The organism is Streptomyces sp. NPDC037401 (genome assembly GCF_055602345.1).
The window spans coordinates 72792-93630 of record NZ_JBVJWO010000013.1 but is presented as its reverse complement, the minus strand read 5'-3'; the positions used below and the strand labels follow the sequence as shown (position 1 = coordinate 93630).

Annotated in this window: 18 protein-coding genes; 9 read left to right on the top strand and 9 right to left on the bottom strand. The window is 72.9% G+C overall.

Annotation, left to right across the window (positions count from 1 at the left end; all coding sequences use genetic code 11):
* The first annotated feature begins 43 nt into the window (after positions 1–43).
* Complete coding sequence (locus ACZ7H1_RS16045) at positions 44–2560, top strand: DEAD/DEAH box helicase (RefSeq protein WP_470787136.1); 2517 nt, start codon at positions 44–46, stop codon at positions 2558–2560.
* On the opposite strand, the gene ACZ7H1_RS16040 is transcribed toward ACZ7H1_RS16045, so the two are convergent.
* From ACZ7H1_RS16040 to ssd, 7 genes are read right to left on the bottom strand one after another with little or no spacing between them, the layout of a single operon-like run.
* On the bottom strand, positions 2472–2975 hold the full coding sequence (locus ACZ7H1_RS16040) for an Rv3654c family TadE-like protein (RefSeq protein WP_470787134.1): 504 nt from the start codon (positions 2973–2975) through the stop codon (positions 2472–2474). The genes ACZ7H1_RS16045 and ACZ7H1_RS16040 overlap by 89 nt on opposite strands.
* Positions 2972–3325 carry a TadE family type IV pilus minor pilin gene (locus tag ACZ7H1_RS16035; RefSeq protein WP_470787133.1) on the bottom strand — a complete coding sequence of 118 codons (354 nt, stop codon included), beginning with the start codon at positions 3323–3325 and terminating at the stop codon, positions 2972–2974. The genes ACZ7H1_RS16040 and ACZ7H1_RS16035 overlap by 4 nt, the downstream gene beginning before the upstream one ends.
* Positions 3312–3542 (bottom strand): DUF4244 domain-containing protein, encoded by a 231-nt coding sequence (locus ACZ7H1_RS16030; RefSeq protein WP_470787132.1) that lies wholly within the window; start codon positions 3540–3542, stop codon positions 3312–3314. The genes ACZ7H1_RS16035 and ACZ7H1_RS16030 overlap by 14 nt, the downstream gene beginning before the upstream one ends.
* A gap of 53 nt (positions 3543–3595) precedes the next feature.
* Positions 3596–4369 carry a type II secretion system F family protein gene (locus ACZ7H1_RS16025; RefSeq protein ID WP_470787130.1) on the bottom strand — a complete coding sequence of 258 codons (774 nt, stop codon included), beginning with the start codon at positions 4367–4369 and terminating at the stop codon, positions 3596–3598.
* Complete coding sequence (locus ACZ7H1_RS16020; protein WP_470787128.1) at positions 4366–5250, bottom strand: type II secretion system F family protein; 885 nt, start codon at positions 5248–5250, stop codon at positions 4366–4368. Before ACZ7H1_RS16020 ends, ACZ7H1_RS16025 begins: the two co-directional genes overlap by 4 nt.
* A complete protein-coding gene (locus tag ACZ7H1_RS16015; protein ID WP_470787127.1) occupies positions 5247–6398 on the bottom strand; it encodes a TadA family conjugal transfer-associated ATPase in 1152 nt (383 codons plus the stop codon). The genes ACZ7H1_RS16020 and ACZ7H1_RS16015 overlap by 4 nt, the downstream gene beginning before the upstream one ends.
* Positions 6395–7615: a septum site-determining protein Ssd gene (gene ssd, locus ACZ7H1_RS16010; protein WP_470787125.1), complete on the bottom strand. Its 1221-nt coding sequence runs from the start codon at positions 7613–7615 to the stop codon at positions 6395–6397. The genes ACZ7H1_RS16015 and ssd overlap by 4 nt, the downstream gene beginning before the upstream one ends.
* A gap of 451 nt (positions 7616–8066) precedes the next feature.
* On the opposite strand from ssd, the gene ACZ7H1_RS16005 reads away from it, so the two are divergent.
* Complete coding sequence (locus tag ACZ7H1_RS16005) at positions 8067–8930, top strand: HAD-IB family hydrolase (RefSeq protein WP_470787123.1); 864 nt, start codon at positions 8067–8069, stop codon at positions 8928–8930.
* A gap of 402 nt (positions 8931–9332) precedes the next feature.
* On the opposite strand, the gene ACZ7H1_RS16000 is transcribed toward ACZ7H1_RS16005, so the two are convergent.
* Complete coding sequence (locus ACZ7H1_RS16000) at positions 9333–10154, bottom strand: Fic family protein (protein WP_470787122.1); 822 nt, start codon at positions 10152–10154, stop codon at positions 9333–9335.
* A gap of 102 nt (positions 10155–10256) precedes the next feature.
* Here ACZ7H1_RS16000 and ACZ7H1_RS15995 point away from each other — a divergent pair, with 102 nt between their 5' ends.
* Positions 10257–11300, top strand: a complete 1044-nt coding sequence (locus tag ACZ7H1_RS15995) for an ATP-binding protein (RefSeq protein ID WP_470787120.1) — start codon at positions 10257–10259, stop codon at positions 11298–11300.
* Here the strand turns inward: ACZ7H1_RS15995 and ACZ7H1_RS15990 are convergent.
* Positions 11230–12567: a polysaccharide deacetylase family protein gene (locus ACZ7H1_RS15990; RefSeq protein WP_470787119.1), complete on the bottom strand. Its 1338-nt coding sequence runs from the start codon at positions 12565–12567 to the stop codon at positions 11230–11232. The genes ACZ7H1_RS15995 and ACZ7H1_RS15990 overlap by 71 nt on opposite strands.
* Positions 12568–12817: 250 nt before the next feature.
* Between ACZ7H1_RS15990 and ACZ7H1_RS15985 the strand changes: the two genes are divergently transcribed.
* From ACZ7H1_RS15985 to ACZ7H1_RS15960, 6 genes are all read left to right on the top strand, one after another.
* Entirely contained in the window at positions 12818–15169 is a 2352-nt protein-coding gene (locus ACZ7H1_RS15985) for a SulP family inorganic anion transporter (protein ID WP_470787118.1), read from the top strand.
* 216 nt (positions 15170–15385) lie between these two features.
* The gene (gene acs / locus ACZ7H1_RS15980; RefSeq protein WP_470787117.1) at positions 15386–17341 is read left to right on the top strand and encodes an acetate--CoA ligase; all 1956 of its coding nucleotides are present in this window, start codon (positions 15386–15388) and stop codon (positions 17339–17341) included.
* A 221-nt stretch (positions 17342–17562) separates the two neighbouring features.
* Positions 17563–18972, top strand: a complete 1410-nt coding sequence (gene nhaA, locus ACZ7H1_RS15975; RefSeq protein WP_470787115.1) for a Na+/H+ antiporter NhaA — start codon at positions 17563–17565, stop codon at positions 18970–18972.
* A 96-nt stretch (positions 18973–19068) separates the two neighbouring features.
* Positions 19069–19527 carry a phage holin family protein gene (locus ACZ7H1_RS15970; RefSeq protein ID WP_470787114.1) on the top strand — a complete coding sequence of 153 codons (459 nt, stop codon included), beginning with the start codon at positions 19069–19071 and terminating at the stop codon, positions 19525–19527.
* Positions 19524–20483 (top strand): alpha/beta fold hydrolase, encoded by a 960-nt coding sequence (locus ACZ7H1_RS15965; protein WP_470787113.1) that lies wholly within the window; start codon positions 19524–19526, stop codon positions 20481–20483. Before ACZ7H1_RS15970 ends, ACZ7H1_RS15965 begins: the two co-directional genes overlap by 4 nt.
* Positions 20484–20620: 137 nt before the next feature.
* Positions 20621–20800 carry a hypothetical protein gene (locus ACZ7H1_RS15960; RefSeq protein WP_470787111.1) on the top strand — a complete coding sequence of 60 codons (180 nt, stop codon included), beginning with the start codon at positions 20621–20623 and terminating at the stop codon, positions 20798–20800.
* Positions 20801–20839 lie beyond the last annotated feature (39 nt).

The window sequence follows — 20839 nt, the reverse complement described above, 5'->3', positions numbered from 1 at the left end:
GGGGCCTCCCCATCCGAAGGTAGGGGACGGATTGGCAGCCGCGATGGCATTCAATCACTTACCGGCAGGCGCGCACGACGCCTTCAGTCCATTGTCCCGCACGCCGGTGACACACTCGGTTCCAATGGCCAACACTCACCGCCCCGGTCAGCCCACGGCAGCCGCGGACTCACGACCCTCTCCCGGCACGGTCCTGGACCGGCTCTCACGGGGGCCGGGCCGTGCTGCGCGCATCACCCATACGGAGCATTTGCCCCCTCGGGAGGGCCGCCATGCAGTCTGGCCCGATCGCATCCGAACGGATGTCGTAGCCGCCATTCAGCAGGCGGGCATCGAGCACCCGTGGGAGCACCAGGCAGCGGCTGCCGAGCTCGCCCTCGACGGCGAGTCGGTGGTCGTGGCCACCGGCACCGCCTCGGGAAAGTCGCTCGCCTACCTCGCCCCGGTCCTCAGCGCCCTGGCGGACGGCGCCGCCGCGCCCAACGGCAGGGGCGCCACCGCGCTCTACCTCGCCCCCACCAAGGCCCTCGCCGCCGACCAGCGGCGCGCCGTACGGGAGCTGGCCGCCCCGCTGGGCAACGCCGTCCGCCCCGCGGTGTACGACGGCGACACGCCGGTCGAGGAACGCGAATGGGTCCGGCAGTACGCCAACTACGTCCTGACCAACCCCGACATGCTGCACCGCGGGATACTGCCCGCCCACCCCCGCTGGTCCTCCTTCCTGCGCACCCTGCGTTACGTGGTCGTCGACGAGTGCCACACCTACCGCGGCGTGTTCGGCTCCCACGTCGCCCAGGTCCTGCGCCGTCTGCGCCGCATCTGCGCCCGCTACGGCGCGCACCCGGTCTTCCTCCTCGCCTCGGCCACCGCGAGCAACCCCGCGGTGGCCGCGAGTCGCCTGACCGGCCTGCCGGTCACCGAGATCACGGACGATGCCTCGCCCCGCGGCGAGGTGGTCTTCGCCCTCTGGGAGCCCCCGCTCACCGAGCTCCAGGGCGAGAAGGGCGCCCCGGTGCGCCGTACCGCCACCGCCGAGACCGCCGAGCTCCTCACCGACCTCGCCGTGCAGGGCGTCCGCACGGTCGCCTTCGTCCGCTCCCGGCGCGGCGCGGAGCTGATCGCCCTGATCGCCCAGGAGCGCCTGGCGGGCGTGGACGGCTCCCTGCCCGCCCGGATCGCCGCCTACCGCGGTGGCTACCTCCCCGAGGAGCGCCGGGCCCTGGAGCGGGCCCTGCACTCCGGGGAGCTGCTGGGCCTGGCCGCCACCACGGCCCTGGAGCTCGGCGTGGACGTCTCCGGGCTGGACGCCGTCCTGATCGCCGGATACCCGGGCACCCGGGCCTCCCTGTGGCAGCAGGCCGGCCGCGCGGGCCGCTCCGGCCAGGGCGCCCTGGCCGTGCTGATCGCCCGCGACGACCCGCTGGACACGTACCTCGTGCACCACCCCGAGGCCCTCTTCCAGCGGCCCGTGGAAGCCACCGTCCTCGACCCCGACAACCCGTACGTCCTGGCCCCGCACCTGTGCGCGGCGGCCGCCGAGCTCCCGCTGACCGAGGCCGACCTGGAGCTCTTCGGCCCGGCGGCCCCCGGCCTCCTGCCCCAGCTGGAGGCTGCGAAGCTGCTCCGCAGGCGGGCCACGGCCTGGCACTGGACCCGGCGCGAGCGGGCGTCCGACCTCGCCGACATCCGCGGCGGGGGCGGCAGCCCAGTACAGATCGTGGAGGCGTCGACCGGCCGGCTGCTGGGGACCGTGGACGAGTCCGCCGCCCACACCGCCGTCCACGACGGGGCCGTCCACCTCCACCAGGGCCGCACGTACCTGGTGCAGCACCTCGACCTGAACGACCCGCACGGCCCGGTCGCCCTCGTCGAGGAGGCCAGCCCGCCGTTCAGCACCACCGCCCGCGACACCACCTCCATCTCCGTCCTGGAGACCGAGACCGAGATCCCCTGGGGGCAGGCCCGGCTCTGCTACGGCTCCGTCGAGGTCACCAATCAGGTCGTCTCCTACCTGCGCCGCAAGCTGATCACCGGCGAGGTGCTCGGCGAGGCCAAGCTCGACCTGCCGCCGCGCACCCTGCGCACCCGCGCCGTGTGGTGGACGGTCACCGAGGACCAGCTCGACGAGGCCCGGATCAACCCGGAGATCCTCGGCGGCGCCCTGCACGCCGCGGAGCACGCCTCCATCGGCCTCCTCCCGCTCTTCGCCACCTGCGACCGCTGGGACATCGGCGGCGTGTCCGTGCCGCTCCATCCCGACACCCTCCTTCCGACGGTCTTCGTCTACGACGGCCACCCCGGCGGCGCCGGATTCGCCGAACGGGCCTTCCACACCGCCCGCGAGTGGCTCACCGCCACCCGCGACGCGATCGCCGCCTGCGAATGCGAGGCGGGCTGCCCGTCCTGCATCCAGTCCCCCAAGTGCGGCAACGGCAACGACCCCCTCCACAAGCGCGGCGCCGTCCGCCTCCTCACCCGGCTGCTGGCCTCCGCCCCGCCGCCCCCTCCGGACGACCATGACCGGGCAGCCCCTCCGGACCCGGCCCCCCGGCCGGACTGAACGGCCCTCCCGGCGGAGGACGCCCGCTCGGGTGATCCGGCGGGGCTGGCGGGCCCTCGCGGGCTGCAGGGGCTTCCTCCGCAGGGCCCGCACGGGAGCGGACCTCCGGGGCGAACGGCCCCCTCACGACGCGGGCCCTGACGTCCGCCACCTCACCGGTCACCACGCACTCCACCAACAGCGCCCCCTGTTCCCGCGCCACCCGCACCGCCGTTCCGCAGGCTGCCTCGGCGCCCTCCGTCCACCGCGTCGCCGCGGCGAGGGCCGCCAGGTCCGCCGCCGCGGCCGCCCGGTGCCGCGCCACCACCACCTGCCCCAGCGTGAGCACCCCGCCGAAGACCGCGCACAGCGCGCAGGCCACCAGCGCCGCCCACACCGTGGCCGACCCCCGGTCCCGACCCCGATCCCCGGTCACGGCCCCACCCCCACGGTGTCCTCGGCGAGCGCCACCGCCTCCGCCCCGAGCCGCACCCGCAACGCCGCCGGGCCCGGAGCGGGGGCCTCCACGCGCACCCGCCACAGCTCCCCGGAGCGCTCCAGGGCGATCCGCGCCCCGTCGGGGGCCGACTCCCGCGCGATGGCCACCGCCCGCGCGGGCGGTTCCGAGCGGGCCGCCGCCCGGGCCCCGGCCCGGGCGGCGTCCACACACCGGATCTGCGCGGCAGCCGCCAGCAGCGCCCACACGAGCACCGTCGCGAGGACGACCAGAGCCGGCAACACCAACGCCGCCTCGGCGGTCACGTAGCCCCGGTCAGAACGGCGCATCGAGCGCCTTCCCGATCGTCGACTGCAACGCCGTCGACACCACTTCGCTCGTGACGACCTTGTAGAGCACCGCGGCGAAGGCACACGCGGCGATCGTCCCCATCGCGTACTCCGATGTCGACATTCCGGCGTCCCGCCGCCGTCCGTCCACCGCCGCCCGCAGCCGAACCTGCACCCGCACCCACATCCGCGTCCCCGTCCACATCGCCATCCGCATGGCTGCCTCCTTCGTGTTCGCATCGCTTGAATCTGCCTCGTCCCCGGACCGGCTCACCGGCCCGAGAGCAGACCGGACGCCAGTCCGATCACCACGGGCGCCACCCCGACCGCGAGGAACGCGGGCAGGAAGCACAGCCCCACCGGGGCCGTGATCAGCACCGCGGCCCGCTGGGCGCGGGCGGCCGCCGCCCGTGCCCGGTCCTCCCTCAGGCCGGCCGCGAGCCGGGACACCGGTTCCGCGGCCGGGGCCCCGGTCCGGGCGGCCCGCTCCAGGCAGTCGGCCAGCGGCCGGGCACCCGGTATCTCCGCCAGCCGGCCCCAGGAGACCCCCGGCTCACCGCCGAGCCGCAGCTCCGCTCCGGCGTGCGCCAGCCGCTCGCCCACCGGGCCGCCCAGCGACTCGCCGACCACCTCCGCCGCCTCGCGAGGGCTCGCCCCCGCCGCCAGACAGGCCCCCAGCAGGTCGGCCGCGAACGGCAGCTGACGGGCCGTCTCCCGCAGGTCCACCCGCTCACGCGGCGCCCGGGACTGTCTGTGCCGCACCAGCCACGCCGCCCCCGCGCCGACCAGCACCCCCGTCATCCCGCCGACCAGCAGCCACCCGAGGGCCAGGGCGCCCAGCGGGCCCCACGCCGTACCCGCCCAGGCCCGCGCCCGCGCGCCCACCAGCGGACGCCGCGCCACCGGGCCCCGGGGGAGGAGGCCGGCCAGCCTGCGGCGAGCCGCCCGGTCCCGGAACCACCCGGACAGCGCCCACGCCACCCACACCGCTGCCGCCACGAGCGCGAGCGTCGTCCCCAGCCTGTGGACCACCGGGCCGCTCACGCCCGCTCCCCCGCCCGTACGATCCGCCACGCCCAGCCCAGCCCCAGGGCCTCCAGCACCGCTCCGGCCAGCAGGCACCCCAGGCCCATCGGGGTGTGCAGCAGTACCCGCAGCGGATCCGCTCCCAGCGCGGTGCCGATGAGCAGGGCCACCACCGGCAGCAGCGCCAGCACCACCGCAGTCGACCGCGCACCCGCCAACTGCGCCCGCAGCGACTCCCGCTGGTCCCGCTCGGCGCGCAACGCCCGCTCCAGCCGGTCCAGCCCGGCCGCCAGACCCGCGCCGCCGTCCACCGACACCCGCCAGCACGCGGCCATCCCCGCCAGCCCTTCCGCGCCGGGCTCCCTCGCCGCCTGCCGCAGGGCCTCGGGCACATCGCCTCCGAACGCCGCCGCGGCAAGCACCGCCGCCTCCGCCGGACCCGGCCCGCCGGGACCCGCCACGGAACCCCGCAACGCAGCCGTCAGCGCCTGCCCGGGCTGAAGCCCGGCCCGCAACTCCGCGGCGACCGCGGCGCACATGGACACCACCTCCGCGGCCCGCTCCCGGCGCTCCGCGGCGAGCGCCCGGGCCCGCAGCCACCGCCGCACCAGCGGCACCCCCAACGCCCCCGCCAGCAGGGGGATCACCGACTCCGCGGCCACGGCGACCAGCAGGCCCGCCGCCAGACACGCCCACTCCTGCCGCCCCCGCACCCGCTCGGCCAGACGCGCCGCCCACGGCTGCCACGCCGGGACGGGCCGTGCCACCGGCCCGCCGCCGGCCAGCAGCAGCCTGGCCCGCCGCGGCGCCGTCTCCCGGCCGCCCAGCAGCCATGCCGCCCCGGCGCACAGCAGCGCCAGGGTCAGCGGCAGCGAGGCCGCCGTCCCCGCCCCGCTCACCGGACACCGCCGCCCAGCAGCGGACGCAGCAGCTCCCAGCCGCGCTCGCGGACGAATCCCCGGGCACCCCAGCGCAGGGCGGGCACCGTCACGACCAGCCCAGCCGGATCCCGCTCCAGCGCATGCACCTCGGCCACCCGCCGCCGCCCGGTACGGTCCCGCACGAGATGCACCACCACCGACAGTGCGGCCGCCAATTGGCTGTGCAGCGCGGCCCGGTCCAGCCCGGCGGCCGTCCCCAGCGCCTCCAGCCGGGCCGGGACGTGCGCGGCGGCGTTGGCGTGCACCGTGCCGCAGCCGCCCTCGTGACCCGTGTTCAGAGCAGCCAGCAGGTCGGCCACCTCGGCGCCCCGCACCTCGCCCACCACGAGCCGGTCGGGCCGCATCCGCAGGGCCTGGCGCACCAGGTCAGCGAGGGTGACCAGGCCGGCCCCTTCCTGGTTGGCGGGCCTCGTCTCCAGCCGCACCACGTGCGGGTGGTCCGGGCGCAGTTCGGCCGAGTCCTCGGCCAGTACGATCCGCTCGCCCGGCCCCACCAGCCCGAGCAGCGCGCTCAGCAGCGTGGTCTTCCCCGTGCCCGTGCCGCCGCTGATCACGAAGGACAGCCGCGCCTCGACCAGCGCGCGCAGGACCCGCTGGCCGCCCGGCGGCAGCGTGCCCGCGGCCACCAGCTCCTCCAGCGTGAAGGCGCGCGGCCGCACGACCCGCAGCGACAGGCAGGCCGACCCGACCGCCACCGGCGGCAGCACCGCGTGCAGCCGGGTCCCGTCGGGCAGCCGGGCGTCCACCCAGGGCCGGGCGTCGTCCAGCCTGCGGCCCGCCACGGAGGCGAGGCGCTGTGCGAGCCGGCGGACCGCCTCCGCATCGGCGAACCGCACCCGCGTCAGCTCCAGCCCGCCGCCCCGGTCCACCCACACCCGGTCGGGGGCCGCCACCAGCACGTCGGTCACGCCGGGATCTGCGAGCAGGGGCTCCAGCGGCCCCGCGCCCACCAGCTCCGAACGCAGCTCCCGGGCCGCCCCGAGCACTTCCGTGTCGCCGAGCAGCCTCCCCTGGGCGCGCAGCGCGGCCGCCACGCGGGCCGGGGTCGGTTCCGCGCCGCTCTCCGCGAGCCGCTGCCGCACCGCGTCCAGCAGTCCCGCGCTCATGCCGCACCCCCGCCGGACAGCGCCCGCGTCCAGAACTCCGTGCAGAAGCGGGACAGCGGCCCGCGTGCCCTGAAGCCGGGCGGTTCCCCTGATTCCAGGGCCTCCCGCAGTCCCCCTTCGGCGGGCAACTCGCCCGCGAGCGGCAGGTTCAGCAGCCCCGCCACGGCCTCGGCGTCCAGGCCCGCGGGGTACGGCCCCCGCACCACGGCGCGCAGGTCGCGGGCCACCATTCCGGCCGCTCCGGCCACCCGGCTGGCCGCGGCGACCGTGCGCAGCCCGGCGGGAACCACCAGCAGGCCGAGGTCCAGCTGTGCGAGCACTTCCCCGACGCCCTCGTCGACCCTGCGGGGCAGGTCGACGACGACAACTCCGCCCCGCCTGCGGGCGGCTGACAGTACGGATCGCATGGCCGAGGGCGGTACGACGACCCGGTCGCCGCGGTCCCAGCTCAGCACCCGCAGGGAGTGCAGCTCGGGCAGGGACTCCTCCAGGGCCCCGCCGCCGACCCGGCCGCGGGAGGCCGCGAAGTCCGGCCAGCGCAGCCCCTCTGCGGTCTCGCCGCCGAGCAGGACGTCCAGTCCGCCGCCCAGCGGGTCGCCGTCGATCAGCATGGTCCGCTCTCCCGCCCGGGCGGCGGCGACCGCGAGGGCGCAGGCGAGTGTGGAGGCGCCCGCTCCGCCGCTGCCGCCGATCACGCCGACGGCCAGCGCCTGCTTCCCGGCCCCTTCCGCGACGTCGGCGATGCGGTCCACGAGCCAGGACTCCGAGTCGGGCAGCCGCAGCACTTGCTCGGCACCGATCTCCACTGCCCGCTGCCACACCCCGGGGTCGTCCTGGTCGCGGCCGACGAGCAGCACCCCGCTGCGGCGCGGCGCACCGCACACGCGTCCGGCCGCGTCGTCCCCGACGAGGACAAGCGGAGCCGTCTCCCAGGCGGATCCGACCCGCCCGCTGCCCCCTCCGCCGCTCCCGGGACCGGCGCCCGCGCCGTCTCCAACATCCTCGAATGCCCGCGGGTCGCCCGTGTCCGGCTTCGGCGCCCGCTCCGGCACCGAGTGGTGCACCCAGGGCTCGGCGCCGGCCGCCGCACACAGCCTCAACAGGTCGTCGAGGAGGTCGGGGTCCTCCGTGATGATCAGTGGCGCGCCCGCCCGCGCCTCGGTGGCGCCTGCCCGCCCCCACCGCTCGCCCGGCCCACGCGACTTCGTTCCGGCCACGGTCTCCGCCTCCTTCTCGCTGCAAATCCCACAGCCGTGGACTTCACGGCCGGAATCACCGTGCAGCGATCCGGAATAGAAAGTGGATCTTGAACGAAATCTGTGGACAGCGAAGAAGCTGTGAATATCCCGCTCACTCTTTCCAGCGCCTTCCGGAGCGCACTGGAATCGTCACTCACTGTTACGCGTAAGGGCAGAGTGAGGGTGCGCGCCGCAGCGAGGCGGCAAACGAGAGGGGAGTTCTGAGCGGTCGCCGACGACCAGGCAGCGGACGAAAACGCGTCCGGACATGCGACGACCCCCGCCGGGGGGGAGAGCGGGGGTCGTCCCCACGGTCCGACTCGGGGGGGGAGGAGCCAGACCGGGTTAGCACGGTCGCGAACGATCCGTGACTTCCATGGTGTACCCGAGAGCCTTCTCAGGCAAACCCACGCGCCACACCTTACGCCGAATGGTGGGCGCATATGCTCTGGTCGTGGAAAACCACTCCTTGCCCCGCACAGCCGCCTTCTTCGACCTGGACAAGACGGTCATTGCGAAGTCGAGCACGCTGACCTTCAGCAAGTCCTTCTACCAGGGCGGCCTGATCAACCGCCGCGCCGTACTGCGCACCGCGTACACGCAGTTCATCTTCCTGGCCGGCGGAGCCGACCACGACCAGATGGAGCGCATGCGCGAATACCTCTCCGCCCTCTGCAAGGGGTGGAACGTGCAGCAGGTGCGGGAGATCGTCGCCGAGGCGCTGCACGACCTCATCGACCCGATCATCTACGACGAGGCCGCGTCCCTGATCGAAGAGCACCACACCGCCGGCCGCGACGTGGTGATCGTCTCGACGTCCGGCGCCGAGGTGGTCGAGCCGATCGGCGAGATGCTCGGCGCCGACCGCGTCGTCGCGACCCGCATGGTCGTCGGCGAGGACGGGTGCTTCACCGGCGAGATCGAGTACTACGCCTACGGCCCGACCAAGGCCGAGGCCGTGCGCCAGCTGGCCGAGTCCGAGGGCTACGACCTGGCCCGCTGCTACGCGTACAGCGACTCGGCCACGGACGTGCCGATGCTGGAGGCCGTCGGCCACCCGCACGCGGTGAATCCGGACCGCGCACTGCGCCGCGAGGCAGCGGCGCGGGACTGGCCGGTCCTGGTCTTCAACCGGCCCGTGCGGCTCAAGCAGCGCCTGCCCGGGTTCTCGATGCCGGCCCGGCCGGCGCTCGTGGCCGCGGCCGCCGTGGGCGCCGCCGCGGCCACGGCGGGGCTGGTCTGGTACGCGAGCCGTCGCCGCGCGAGCGCCCTGGCCTCCGTCGGCCCGGCCTGATCCGGCTACGGGTTTGCGGCCCGGGCGTGCGCGCCCGGGCCACCGCCTGACCTGCGACGACACCGAATGTCGGATTCCTCCCGAAGCGTCCGGGAAAGTAAAGAAGTGCGGCAAAGGGTTCCACTTACCCCCAAACCGCGGTACAAAGGATTCACGGCCCGCGAGACCGAAGAACATCCGAGAGGATCATCTTTAGAACGCAGCAAGGCCCCACGGACCGAAGCATGAACGCCGAGCACCCACGCGACGTCGACCCGTCGATTACGGGCCAGCCGCACCAGGTGACGGGCAAAGCTCCCGACCTGATGGGCAACCATCGAGGACGCTTGGTAACTGGGCGTAAGTGCCAGCGGCGACACCATGAGCAGTACGGTGTCGCCGCAACCCTTTGTCCGGCAACCCTCAGGCCGCGCCGCGCTGGAGGGCCTCGCACACGGCCGTCGACTCCCGCACCCCGAGTTCGACCGCCCGCCCGCAGTGCGCGATCCAGGCGCCCATCCCCTCGGCAGTGCCGGAGGCGTAGCCGTCGAGCGCGGCCAGGTACGCCTCCCGCCCCAGCTCCGCATGGCCGACCTCCGCCGGGCAGATGGCCTTCGGGTCCAGCCCGCTGCCGATCAGCACGATCCGCTCCGCAGCCCGCGCCACGAGGCCGTTGTACGAGCCGAAGGGTCGCAGCGCCATCAGCTCGCCGTGGACCACGGCCGCCGTCACCAGCGCCGGAGCCGAACCACCCCCGATGATCACCTCGGCGAGGCCGTCGAGCCGGCCCGCCATCTCCGCCGCGTCCGGCAGCGGCAGCCGTACCAGCGGCTCGTCCACGGGCTCACCCGCGAGCCGGGGCCGGCCCACCGTGTCGTCCGGGGCCGCGCCGCCCGCCGCCACCAGGTGCAGGCGCGCCAGGACCCGCAGCGGCGACTGCCGCCAAATGCTCAGCAGCTGCCCGGATTCCGCGGTGAGCCGCAGCGCCGCGCCCACGGTCCGCGCCTCGGCGTCGGCGCTGAAGTCCGTACGCCGGCGCACCTCCTCGAGCGCCCAGTCCGCACCGGCGAGCGCCGCGCTCCCGCGCGCTCCGCGCAGCGCCGCCTCCGAGGTGATCTCCGCACTGCGCCGGCGCATCACGCGGTGCCCGTAGACCCGGTCCACGGCCTTGCGCACGGAATCCACGGACTCGGACACGCCGGGCAGGGAGGCCAGTGGGGCCAGGGGGTCGGCTGACGTACTCATAGGTAGGGAGCCTACGCATCCATAGCACCCGCCCCACGTTGGAGTGGTCTTCTTCACTCACCTCGACCACCCCGCGCGATCAGACCACTACGCTTGGTGAACATGAAGATCGCTTTCGTGGGAAAGGGAGGCAGCGGCAAGACCACGCTGTCGTCCCTCTTCATCCGCCACCTCGCTTCCAATGAGGCCCCCGTCGTCGCGGTGGACGCCGACATCAACCAGCACCTGGGGGCCGCGCTCGGCCTCGACGAGCCGGCCGCCGCGGAGCTGCCGGCCCTGGGCGCTCACCTGCCGCTGATCAAGGACTACCTGCGGGGGTCGAACCCGCGGATCGCCTCCGCCGAGACCATGATCAAGACCACCCCGCCCGGGGCCGGCTCCCGGCTACTGCGGGTCTGCGAGGACAACCCGGTGTACGAGGCCTGCGGCCGCCGGGTCGCGCTCGACGGCGGCTCCGTCCTCCTGATGGCCACCGGGCCGTTCACGGACGCCGATCTCGGCGTGGCCTGCTACCACTCCAAGGTCGGCGCGGTGGAACTGTGCCTGAACCACCTGGTCGACGGCCCGGACGAGTACGTGGTCGTCGACATGACGGCGGGTTCCGACTCCTTCGCCTCCGGCATGTTCACCCGCTTCGACATGACCTTCCTGGTCGCCGAGCCGACCCGCAAGGGCGTGTCCGTCTACCGCCAGTACAAGGAGTACGCGCGGGACTTCGGCGTCGCCCTGAAGGTCGTGGGGAACAAAGTGCAGGGCGAGGACGACCTCGAATTCCTGCGCGCGGAGGTCGGCGAGGACCTGCTGGTGACGGTCGGGCACTCCGACTGGGTGCGGGCGATGGAGAAGGGCCGGCCGGCCGACTTCGACCTGCTGGAGGCCGCCAACCGGCTCGCCCTCCAGACCCTCCAGGACACGGTGGACGACTCCCACGCGCGGCGCGACTGGGCCCGCTACACCGAGCAGATGGTGCACTTCCACCTCAGGAACGCGGAGAGCTGGGGGAACGCGAAGACCGGGGCCGACCTGGCGGGGCAGGTCGATCCCGGTTTCGTGCTGCACGAGGAGCTGGGAACGGTCAGCCCTCCTCGGTCTGCTCCCCGCTCTGCTCCGCGGACTGCTCCGACGCCTGCTCCTCAGCCTGCTTGACGGCCGCGGGGGCCGACGGCTGGACGGCGGGGCCCTTCGTCAGGAACTTCGCCCAGCCCTCCTTCGGCGCCTCGCCGACGTCGAGGGTGCGCATCCACGCCAGGACCTTCGGGTCCTGGACGTCCAGCCAGTCGGCCAGCTCCCGGAACGGCACGCAGCGCACGTCCTTCTGGGTGCAGACGCCCTTGATGGTCTCCTCGACGGCGCGCATGTAGGTGCCGCCGTTCCAGGACTCGAAGTGGTTGCCGATGATCAGGGGCGCGCGGTTGCCCTGGTAGGCCCGGTCGAAGGCCTTGAGCAGTCCGTCACGCATCTGGTCGCCCCAGTACCGGTGCTGCGAGGGGTCGCCCTGTGAGGTAGTCCCGGACTGGTTGACCATGTAGTTGTAGTCCATGCTCAGCGTTTCGAAGGCGCGCCCGGGCAGGGGGACGAGCTGCAGCGGCAGGTCCCACAGGCCGTCGGTCCGCTTCGGCCAGATCTGCTTGCTGATGCCGCTGGAGTCGTAGCGGAAGCCCATCTGCTTCGCGGCGAGCATGAAGTTCTTCTGGCCTTCGAGGCACGGGGTGCGGGCGCCGATGAGCTCCTTGTCGTAGTCGAAGGGCAGCGCCTTCTCCGTCTTGAGCCCGGAGTTGGTCTTCCAGTTCTTGACGAAGGACTTCGCCTGGATGATCTCGCTCTTCCACTCGTCGACGGACCAGGTCCCGACGCCGCCCTCGGGTCCGCAGAAGTGGCCGTTGAAGTGGGTGCCGACCTCGTTGCCGTCGAGCCAGGCGCCGCGCAGGTGGGCCGCGGTCTGCTTGATGCCTTCGAGGTCCCCGAAGCCGATGTCGGAGCGTCCGGCCGCGTGCTGGGGCGGGTCGTAGAGGTGCCGCTTCTCCTCGGGGAGCATGTACACGCCGCTGAGGAAGTACGTCATGCGGGCGTTGTACTTCTTGCCGACCTCGCGGAAGTGCGAGAAGAGCTGCTGGCTGTCCTCGCCGGCGCCGTCCCAGGAGAAGACGACGAACTGCGGCGGCTTCTCGCCGGGCGCGAGCTTCCTGACGGGTACGACGTTCGGCTGGGAGCCGGTGTACGAGGTCGAGCCGTCACCGATCAGCTGGAGCACGCTGCCGGGCGCGGGGGCGGCCGGGGCGCCCTTGAGCGGGGCATCGGGCTTCCCTGCACCGGGCCGCCCGCCGGGGGCCTCCTGACTCGAACAGCCCGCTGCGGCCATGACGAGTGCCGTGGCGACCAGGCCACCGGCGATCTTCTTCGAGGCGGCCATCATCCGCCCACCCTCTTCCTTGCAGGTCGTCCGCGTGAGTTCCGCCGGTCAGGCGGGCCGCTGCAACGTCGCACGAGGGTGCGATCGGAATTGGCATGACAAGCCGGAAAAGATGCTTATTCACACGCGAGGGTGACTATCTAAGCCATTTGCACGCTTTGTCCCACTACCGTCTTTACTCTGCATTACGATCCATTTACCGAGTGTTGAGAATCCCGCCGCTTCACCCCCTTCCCCGGAGGAGACGGGAACCATGTCCACACGCATCGACCGCTCGCCACGGGCCGCGGACCTCTCCGCGTCCATCGCCGTGTTCCTGATCGCGCTGCCACTGTCACTCGGCATCGCGCTGGCCACCGGAGCCCCGCTCCAGGCGGGGCTGGTGGCCGCGGCCGTCGGCGGAATCGTCGCCGGCCGGCTGGGCGGCGCACCGCTCCAGGTCAGCGGCCCGGCAGCCGGACTGACCGTCGTCACCGCCGAGTTGATCCAGCGGTACGGCTGGCGCACCACCTGCGCCATCACCGTGCTCGCCGGCGTCGCCCAGCTCGGCCTGGCCCTGCTGCGCACGGCCCGGTCCGCCCTGATGGTCAGCCCCGCGATCGTGCACGGAATGCTCGCGGGCATCGGCGTGACGATCGCCCTCGCCCAGCTGCACATCGTGCTCGGCGGCAACCCCCAGAGCTCCTCGATCGCCAACGTGATGGGCCTGCCGGCCCAGTTGGCCGACCTCCACCCGGTGGCGCTCGGCACCAGCCTGCTCACCCTTCTGGTGTTCCTGGCCTGGCCGCGGCTGCCCGGACGGGCCGGAGAGGCACTGCGCAAGATCCCCGCCGCGCTGGCCGCGGTGGCCTCCGCCACGGCCGTCGCCGCGCTCGCCGGACTCAGCCTGCCCCGGGTGGACCTGCCCTCCTGGAGCAGCCACGCCTTTCCGGAGATGCCCGAAGGCCCCGTGCTGGGCCTCATCGCCGCCGTACTGACCATCACCCTGGTCGGCAGCGTGGAGTCGCTGCTGTCCGCGGTCGCCACCGACAAGCTGATCGCCTCCGAGCGCGGCACCGACCGACCGCCGCGCGCCGACCTCAACCGCGAACTGCGCGGCCAGGGGGCGGCCAACATCGTCTCCGGCGCCCTCGGCGGGCTCCCGATCACCGGCGTCGCCGTGCGCAGCGTGGCGAACGTCAAGTCCGGTGCGGTCAGCCGCCGGTCGACGATGCTGCACGGCACATGGGTGCTGCTCGCAGCCGGACTGCTGGTGCCCGTACTGGACCTGATCCCGCTGGCCTCGCTCGCCGCGCTGGTGATGGCCGTGGGCGTGCAGATGGTGAACATCACCCACATGCGCAGCGTCACGCGCCACCGCGAGGTGCTGGTGTACGTGACGACCACGGTGGCCGTGGTGCTGGTGGGCGTCCTGGAAGGCGTGGCGGTCGGCATCGCGGTGGCGGTCGCGGTCGCCCTGCACCGGCTGACCCGGACCCGGATCACCGAGGAGGTCCACGACGGCGTCCACCACGTACACGTGCGCGGGCAGTTGACGTTCCTGGCGGTGCCCCGGCTGAGCCGGGCGCTGGGCCAGCTCCCGTCGGACGCGGCCGTGACGGTGGAGCTGGACGGCTCCTTCATGGACCACGCGGCGTTCGAGACGCTCCAGGACTGGCAGAACTCCCATACGGCGCAAGGCGGCACGGTCGAGGTCACCGGGCGTTCCGGGACGCGGCTGGCCGAGCCTGGCCGGGGGCCGCGCGGGGCCCATCCGTGCTGCCGGCCGTGGACGCCGTGGCAGAACCACTGCGACCACCGGCGGATTCCGGCGGCCGCCACCGCGCCGCGGCGCGGGGCGGGCCAACTGGCCAGCGGGATCAGCGCATTCCAGCGGGACACGGCGCCGCACGTGCGGGACGAGCTGGCCCGGCTGGCGCGCGATGGGCAGCGACCCTCGCAGCTCTTCCTGACCTGCGCCGATTCCCGGCTGGTCACCAGCATGATCACGGCGAGCGGGCCGGGGGACCTCTTCACGGTGCGCAACGTCGGCAATCTGGTGCCGCTGCCCGGCGCGGAGTCGACCGACGACTCGGTCGCGGCCGCGATCGAGTACGCCGTGGACGTCCTCCAGGTCGACAGCATCACGGTCTGCGGCCACTCCGGCTGCGGGGCGATGCAGGCGCTGCTGAACACCGTGCCCGGGCTGCCGACGACCCCGCTGCGCCGCTGGCTGCGGCACGGGCTGCCCAGCCTGGAGCGGATGGCCGGCGGGAAGCAGCCGTGGGCGCGGATCTCGGGACGGCTGCCGGCCGATGCGGTCGAGCAGCTCTGCCTGACCAACGTCGTCCAGCAGCTGGAGCACCTGAAGGCGCACGAGTCGGTGGCCAGGCGGCTCGCCGAGGGCACGCTCGAACTGCACGGGATGTACTTCCACGTCGGCGAGGCCCAGGCGTACCTGCTCACCGAAGGTGACGGCTTCTTCGACAACCACGTCTTCGCTCAGGTCCAGCCGGAGGCCGGGCACGCCGCGGCCGGTTCCGGCGCGGCCTCCGTCCTCAGCCGGCCGGAGCAGGCGGGACCGTCGGGATTGCGCCAATCTGAGCTGGAAGAAGCCCCTGCCTGAACCAGAGCCGCCCCCGGCTCGTGAGACCGTATGGCCCCTTCCCGCACCCTGCAGCGGGGAGGGGCCGTCCGCGTGTGCGGACTCCCGCCGGACCGCCCGCGGTCCACGCAGGACCACATAGGTCTAAACCAATTTCCGGTTACCCCTTGTCACCTGGGCATCTGACTGATGAGCTATGCCCGGGACACAACGGACACCCTGGGAAAGGGAGATGTCGTGAGCAACGAAAGCCTGGCCAATCTGCTCAAGGAAGAGCGGCGGTTCGCACCGCCCGCCGATCTGGCCGCCAACGCCAACGTGACGGCGGAGGCATACACCCAGGCCGAGGCGGACCGGCTGGGCTTCTGGGCCGAGCAGGCCCGACGGCTGACCTGGGCCACCGAGCCGACGGAGACGCTCGACTGGACCAACCCGCCCTTCGCGAAGTGGTTCGCGGACGGCAAGCTGAACGTCGCGTACAACTGCGTCGACCGCCACGTCGAGGCCGGCCACGGCGACCGCGTCGCCATCCACTTCGAGGGCGAGCCCGGCGACAGCCGCGCGATCACCTACGCCGAGCTCAAGGACGAGGTCTCCAAGGCCGCCAACGCCCTCACCGAGCTGGGCGTGCAGGCCGGCGACCGGGTCGCGGTCTACCTGCCGATGATCCCCGAGGCGGTCGTGGCCATGCTGGCTTGTGCCCGTGTGGGCGCCGCGCACTCCGTGGTCTTCGGCGGCTTCTCCGCCGACGCCGTCGCCTCCCGCATCCAGGACGCCGACGCCAAGCTCGTCATCACCGCCGACGGCGGCTACCGCCGCGGCAAGCCGAGCGCCCTCAAGCCCGCGATCGACGAGGCCGTGGCCAAGTGTCCGCAGGTCAAGAACGTCCTCGTGGTCCAGCGCACCGGCCAGGAAACGGCCTTCACCACCGGCCGCGACGTCTGGTGGCACGAGCTGGTCGGCCGCCAGTCCGCGGAGCACACCCCGCAGGCCTTCGACGCCGAGCACCCGCTGTTCATCCTGTACACCTCGGGGACGACGGGTAAGCCCAAGGGCATCCTGCACACCTCCGGCGGCTACCTCACCCAGGCCGCGTACACCCACCACGCGGTCTTCGACCTCAAGCCGGAGAGCGACGTCTACTGGTGCACCGCCGACATCGGCTGGGTCACCGGGCACTCGTACATCGTCTACGGACCGCTGGCCAACGGCGCCACGCAGGTCATGTACGAGGGCACCCCCGACACCCCGCACCAGGGCCGCTTCTGGGAGGTCGTGCAGAAGTACGGCGTCACGATCCTCTACACCGCGCCGACGGCCATCCGGACGTTCATGAAGTGGGGCGACGACATCCCCGCCAAGTTCGACCTGTCGAGCCTGCGCGTCCTCGGCTCGGTCGGCGAGCCCATCAACCCCGAGGCCTGGGTCTGGTACCGCGAGCACATCGGCGGCGGCCGCTGCCCGATCGTCGACACCTGGTGGCAGACCGAGACCGGGGCCATGATGATCTCCCCGCTGCCCGGCGTCACCGAGACCAAGCCGGGCTCGGCGCAGCGCGCGCTGCCGGGCATCTCCGCGACCGTCGTCGACGACGAGGCGCGCGAGGTCCCGGACGGCGGTGGCGGCTACCTCGTCCTCACCGAGCCGTGGCCCTCGATGCTGCGCACCATCTGGGGCGACGACCAGCGGTTCATCGACACGTACTGGTCCCGGTTCGAGGGCAAGTACTTCGCCGGCGACGGCGCGAAGAAGGACGACGACGGCGACATCTGGCTGCTCGGCCGCGTCGACGACGTGATGCTGGTGTCCGGCCACAACATCTCGACCACCGAGGTCGAGTCGGCGCTCGTCTCCCACCCGTCGGTGGCCGAGGCGGCCGTCGTCGGCGCCGCCGACGAGACCACCGGGCAGGCGATCGTCGCGTTCGTCATCCTGCGCGGTACGGCCAGCGAGACCGACGGCCTGGTCGCGGACCTGCGCAACCACGTGGGCGCCACGCTCGGCCCGATCGCCAAGCCCAAGCGGATCCTGCCGGTCCAGGAGCTCCCGAAGACCCGCTCCGGCAAGATCATGCGCCGCCTGCTGCGCGACGTCGCGGAGAACCGCGAGCTGGGCGACGTCACCACGCTCACCGACTCCTCGGTGATGGACCTGATCCAGACCAAGCTGCCGGCCGCCGCCAGCGAGGACTGACCGGCCCGGGCCCACGGCCCCGTCCACCCGTCGAGAAGGGCATCCGGCAAGCGCGCCGGATGCCCTTCTCGCGCATAAAGTGATGATCGCCGGATACATCCCTTGCGTGCACCCTGTAAAGTATTGAAAGCGTAAATAAATATCTCTGGGTGCGCCGGGAAGTCTGGTCGGCAACAGCTTTGCCATGCCATGCCGTCCAACCGCCCCGGAGGTGCCCTCACGTGGCCGCGCCCAGCCCCACCGACCCCCACGGCCGCAAGCTGCTCGGCAGGCTGTCCCTGCCGGAGCGCCGGTTCGTGGCCGATGCCCTGCGCACCGAGACCGTCGGCGGCGTCCTGCTCCTCGTGGCCGCGATCGCCGCCCTCCTGTGGGCCAACATCCCCGCGGTCTCCGACGGCTACAACACCGTCAAGGACTTCCACCTCGGGCCCGGCTTCCTCGGCCTGAACCTCTCGGTCCAGCACTGGGCGGCCGACGGCCTGCTCGCGATCTTCTTCTTCGTCGCCGGCATCGAGCTCAAGCGCGAGCTGGTCGCGGGCGACCTGCGCGACCGCAAGGCCGCCGCCCTCCCGGTCATCGCCGCCGTCTGCGGCATGGCCGTCCCCGCCCTCGTCTACGTGACCGTCAACTCGCTGGGCAACGGCTCGATGGACGGCTGGGCCGTCCCCACCGCCACCGACATCGCCTTCGCGCTCGCCGTCCTCGCGGTCATCGGGACCTCGCTGCCCTCCGCCCTGCGCGCCTTCCTGCTGACCCTCGCCGTGGTCGACGACCTCTTCGCGATCCTGATCATCGCGGTGTTCTTCACCAGCGAGATCCACTTCCCGCAGCTGGGCGGCGCGGTCCTCGGCCTGGTCCTCTTCTGGTTCCTGCTCCGCAAGGGCGTCCGCGGCTGGTACGTCTACGTCCCGCTCTCCCTGGTGATCTGGGGCCTGATGTACAACAGCGGCGTCCACGCCACCATCGCCGGCGTGGCCATGGGCCTGATGCTCCGCTGCACCCGCAGGGACGGCGAGGAGCACTCCCCCGGCGAGCACATCGAACACCTCGTACGGCCCGTCTCGGCAGCACTCGCCGTCCCGCTCTTCGCCCTCTTCTCCGCGGGGGTCCCGCTCTCCGGCGACGCCGTCGGACAGGTCTTCACCCGGCCCGAGACCCTCGGTGTCGTCCTCGGACTCGTCGTCGGCAAGACCCTGGGCATCTTCGGCGGCACCTGGCTGGCAGCCCGCTTCACCAAGGCTGAGCTGAACGAGGACCTCGCCTGGCCCGACGTACTGGCCGTCGCCTCCCTCGCCGGCATCGGCTTCACCGTCTCGCTGCTCATCGGCGAACTCGCCTTCGCCGAGGACCCGGTCCTGACCGGCGAGGTCAAGGCAGCCGTCCTGATCGGCTCGCTGATCGCCGCGATCGTCGCCTGCGTCATGCTCAAGCTCCGCGACCGCCGGTACCGGGCCCTCACCGAGGCCGAGGACCGCGACGACGACCGCGACGGCATTCCGGACATCTACGAGGAGCACAACCCCGAGTACCACCTCCGGATGGCCAGGATCCACGAGGAAAAGGCCGCGGAGCACCGCAGGAAGGCCGAAGTGGCGGCCGGGGCCAGCGGTGACGGCGACAGTCCGGCATGATCTGACGACAGGGGGTGCTCCCCCGGGTGAACGCCCGGCAGCACACCCGCCGACGTACCGACGGACTGACGGTCAGCCGAACAGAGGGAGAGAGCGATGAGCGCAGTGGACCAAGGGGTGCAAGGGGCCGAGCGAACCCTCGGCCAACTGGTCGCCTCGGCCACCGCCGAGATGTCCGCCCTGGTGCACGACGAAATCGCCCTGGCCAAGGCCGAGCTGCGGCAGGACGTCAAGCGCGTGGGCATCGGCGGCACCGCATTCGTCATCGCCGGCGTGCTCGCGCTCTTCTCCCTGCCCGTGCTGAGCTTCGCCGCCGCGTACGGCATCCACAACCTCGGGCTCGGGCTCGCCTGGTCCTTCCTGATCGTGGGCGTGGCGTTCCTGCTCATCGCCGGCCTGCTGGCGATGATCGCCGTGTCGAAGTTCAAGAAGGTCAAGCCGCCGGAGCGGTCGATCGCCTCGGTCAAGCAGACCGCGGCACTGGTCGGGACCGTCAAGCCGCACCCGCGGCCGGTCAGTGACAAGGCTGTGGGTGTGGCACGCTCGTCTTCATGACAGCGCCCACCCCGGAATCCGGTACTCCGCCCACCGCCGCCACCGCCGTACGGCTCGACGTCCCCGGCGGGAAAACGGTGACGCACCGGGACGTGGCGGCCAACGGCGCGCGCTTCCACGTGGCGGAGATGGGCGACGGTCCGCTGGTGCTGCTGCTGCACGGCTTCCCTCAGTTCTGGTGGACGTGGCGGCACCAGCTGACCGCCCTCGCCGACGCGGGCTACCGCGCGGTCGCCATGGACCTGCGCGGGGTCGGCGGCAGCGACCGCACCCCCCGCGGCTACGACCCGGCCAACCTGGCGCTCGACGTCACCGGTGTCATCCGCTCCCTCGGCGAGCCGGACGCCGCGCTCGTCGGCCACGACCTGGGTGGTTACCTCGCGTGGACCGCGGCCGTCATGCGGCCCAAGCTGGTCCGCCGCCTCGTGGTCTCGTCCATGCCGCACCCCCGCCGCTGGCGCTCGGCGATGCTGTCGGACTTCGCCCAGAGCCGGGCCGGATCGTACGTGTGGGGCTTCCAGCGGCCCTGGCTGCCCGAGCGGCGGCTGGTCGCGGACGACGGCGCCCTGGTCGGCGAGCTGATCCGCGAGTGGTCCGGCCCGCGGGCCCCGGAGGAGGACGACATCGACGTATACCGGCGCGCGATGTGCATCCCCTCCACGGCGCACTGCTCGATCGAGCCGTACCGCTGGATGGTGCGCTCCATGGCCCGCCCGGACGGCATGCAGTTCAACCGGCGGATGAAGCGGCCGGTCCGGGTGCCCACACTGCACCTGCACGGTTCACTGGATCCGGTGATGCGGACCCGCAGCGCGGCCGGCTCGGGCGAGTACGTCGAAGCGCCGTACCGCTGGCGCCTGTTCGACGGTCTGGGCCACTTCCCGCACGAGGAGGACCCGGTCGCGTTCTCGACCGAGCTCGTGAACTGGCTGAAGGACCCGGAACCCGACCGCTGAGCGGCCCCTGACGGAGCGTCGCCCCAGGAGAAGCTCCGGGAACGCTTGTCCTACGAACATTCAAATGCCTGGCGCATAGGCCAATTGGCCCGCTCCGGGGCGGTTACCGACCTTGGGGCACGGGCAGACGTCGGAGTATGGGCTGGACGCACGACTACGGTGACTCCGCACGCACTCCCCGCTCGACGGCTTCGCCGGGCGGCCACGAGAGGTCAGGCCGCTCGCACCACGGCGACGACCACCGACTCGGAATCCCGCACATCCTCCGCCGCAGGGCCCGCTGGGTCTCGGCCCGGCTGCGGCATCCGCGTACCTAGGCCCGCCACGCCGGACCGCACGCGGGGCGCGCCGCCCGT

What these genes read in the sequence shown, in the direction of transcription:
- ACZ7H1_RS15990 (WP_470787119.1), bottom strand. Translation starts at nt 12,567, where the DNA reads ATGATGGCCGCCTCGAAGAAGATCGCCGGTGGCCTGGTCGCCACGGCA.
- ACZ7H1_RS15995 (WP_470787120.1), top strand. Translation starts at nt 10,257, where the DNA reads ATGAAGATCGCTTTCGTGGGAAAGGGAGGCAGCGGCAAGACCACGCTG.
- ACZ7H1_RS15985 (WP_470787118.1), top strand. Translation starts at nt 12,818, where the DNA reads ATGTCCACACGCATCGACCGCTCGCCACGGGCCGCGGACCTCTCCGCG.
- ACZ7H1_RS16035 (WP_470787133.1), bottom strand. Translation starts at nt 3,325, where the DNA reads ATGCGCCGTTCTGACCGGGGCTACGTGACCGCCGAGGCGGCGTTGGTG.
- ACZ7H1_RS16005 (WP_470787123.1), top strand. Translation starts at nt 8,067, where the DNA reads ATGGTGGGCGCATATGCTCTGGTCGTGGAAAACCACTCCTTGCCCCGC.
- ACZ7H1_RS16015 (WP_470787127.1), bottom strand. Translation starts at nt 6,398, where the DNA reads ATGAGCGCGGGACTGCTGGACGCGGTGCGGCAGCGGCTCGCGGAGAGC.
- ACZ7H1_RS15965 (WP_470787113.1), top strand. Translation starts at nt 19,524, where the DNA reads ATGACAGCGCCCACCCCGGAATCCGGTACTCCGCCCACCGCCGCCACC.
- ACZ7H1_RS16000 (WP_470787122.1), bottom strand. Translation starts at nt 10,154, where the DNA reads ATGAGTACGTCAGCCGACCCCCTGGCCCCACTGGCCTCCCTGCCCGGC.
- ACZ7H1_RS15960 (WP_470787111.1), top strand. Translation starts at nt 20,621, where the DNA reads ATGGGCTGGACGCACGACTACGGTGACTCCGCACGCACTCCCCGCTCG.
- ACZ7H1_RS16045 (WP_470787136.1), top strand. Translation starts at nt 44, where the DNA reads ATGGCATTCAATCACTTACCGGCAGGCGCGCACGACGCCTTCAGTCCA.
- ACZ7H1_RS16030 (WP_470787132.1), bottom strand. Translation starts at nt 3,542, where the DNA reads ATGCGGATGGCGATGTGGACGGGGACGCGGATGTGGGTGCGGGTGCAG.
- ACZ7H1_RS15970 (WP_470787114.1), top strand. Translation starts at nt 19,069, where the DNA reads ATGAGCGCAGTGGACCAAGGGGTGCAAGGGGCCGAGCGAACCCTCGGC.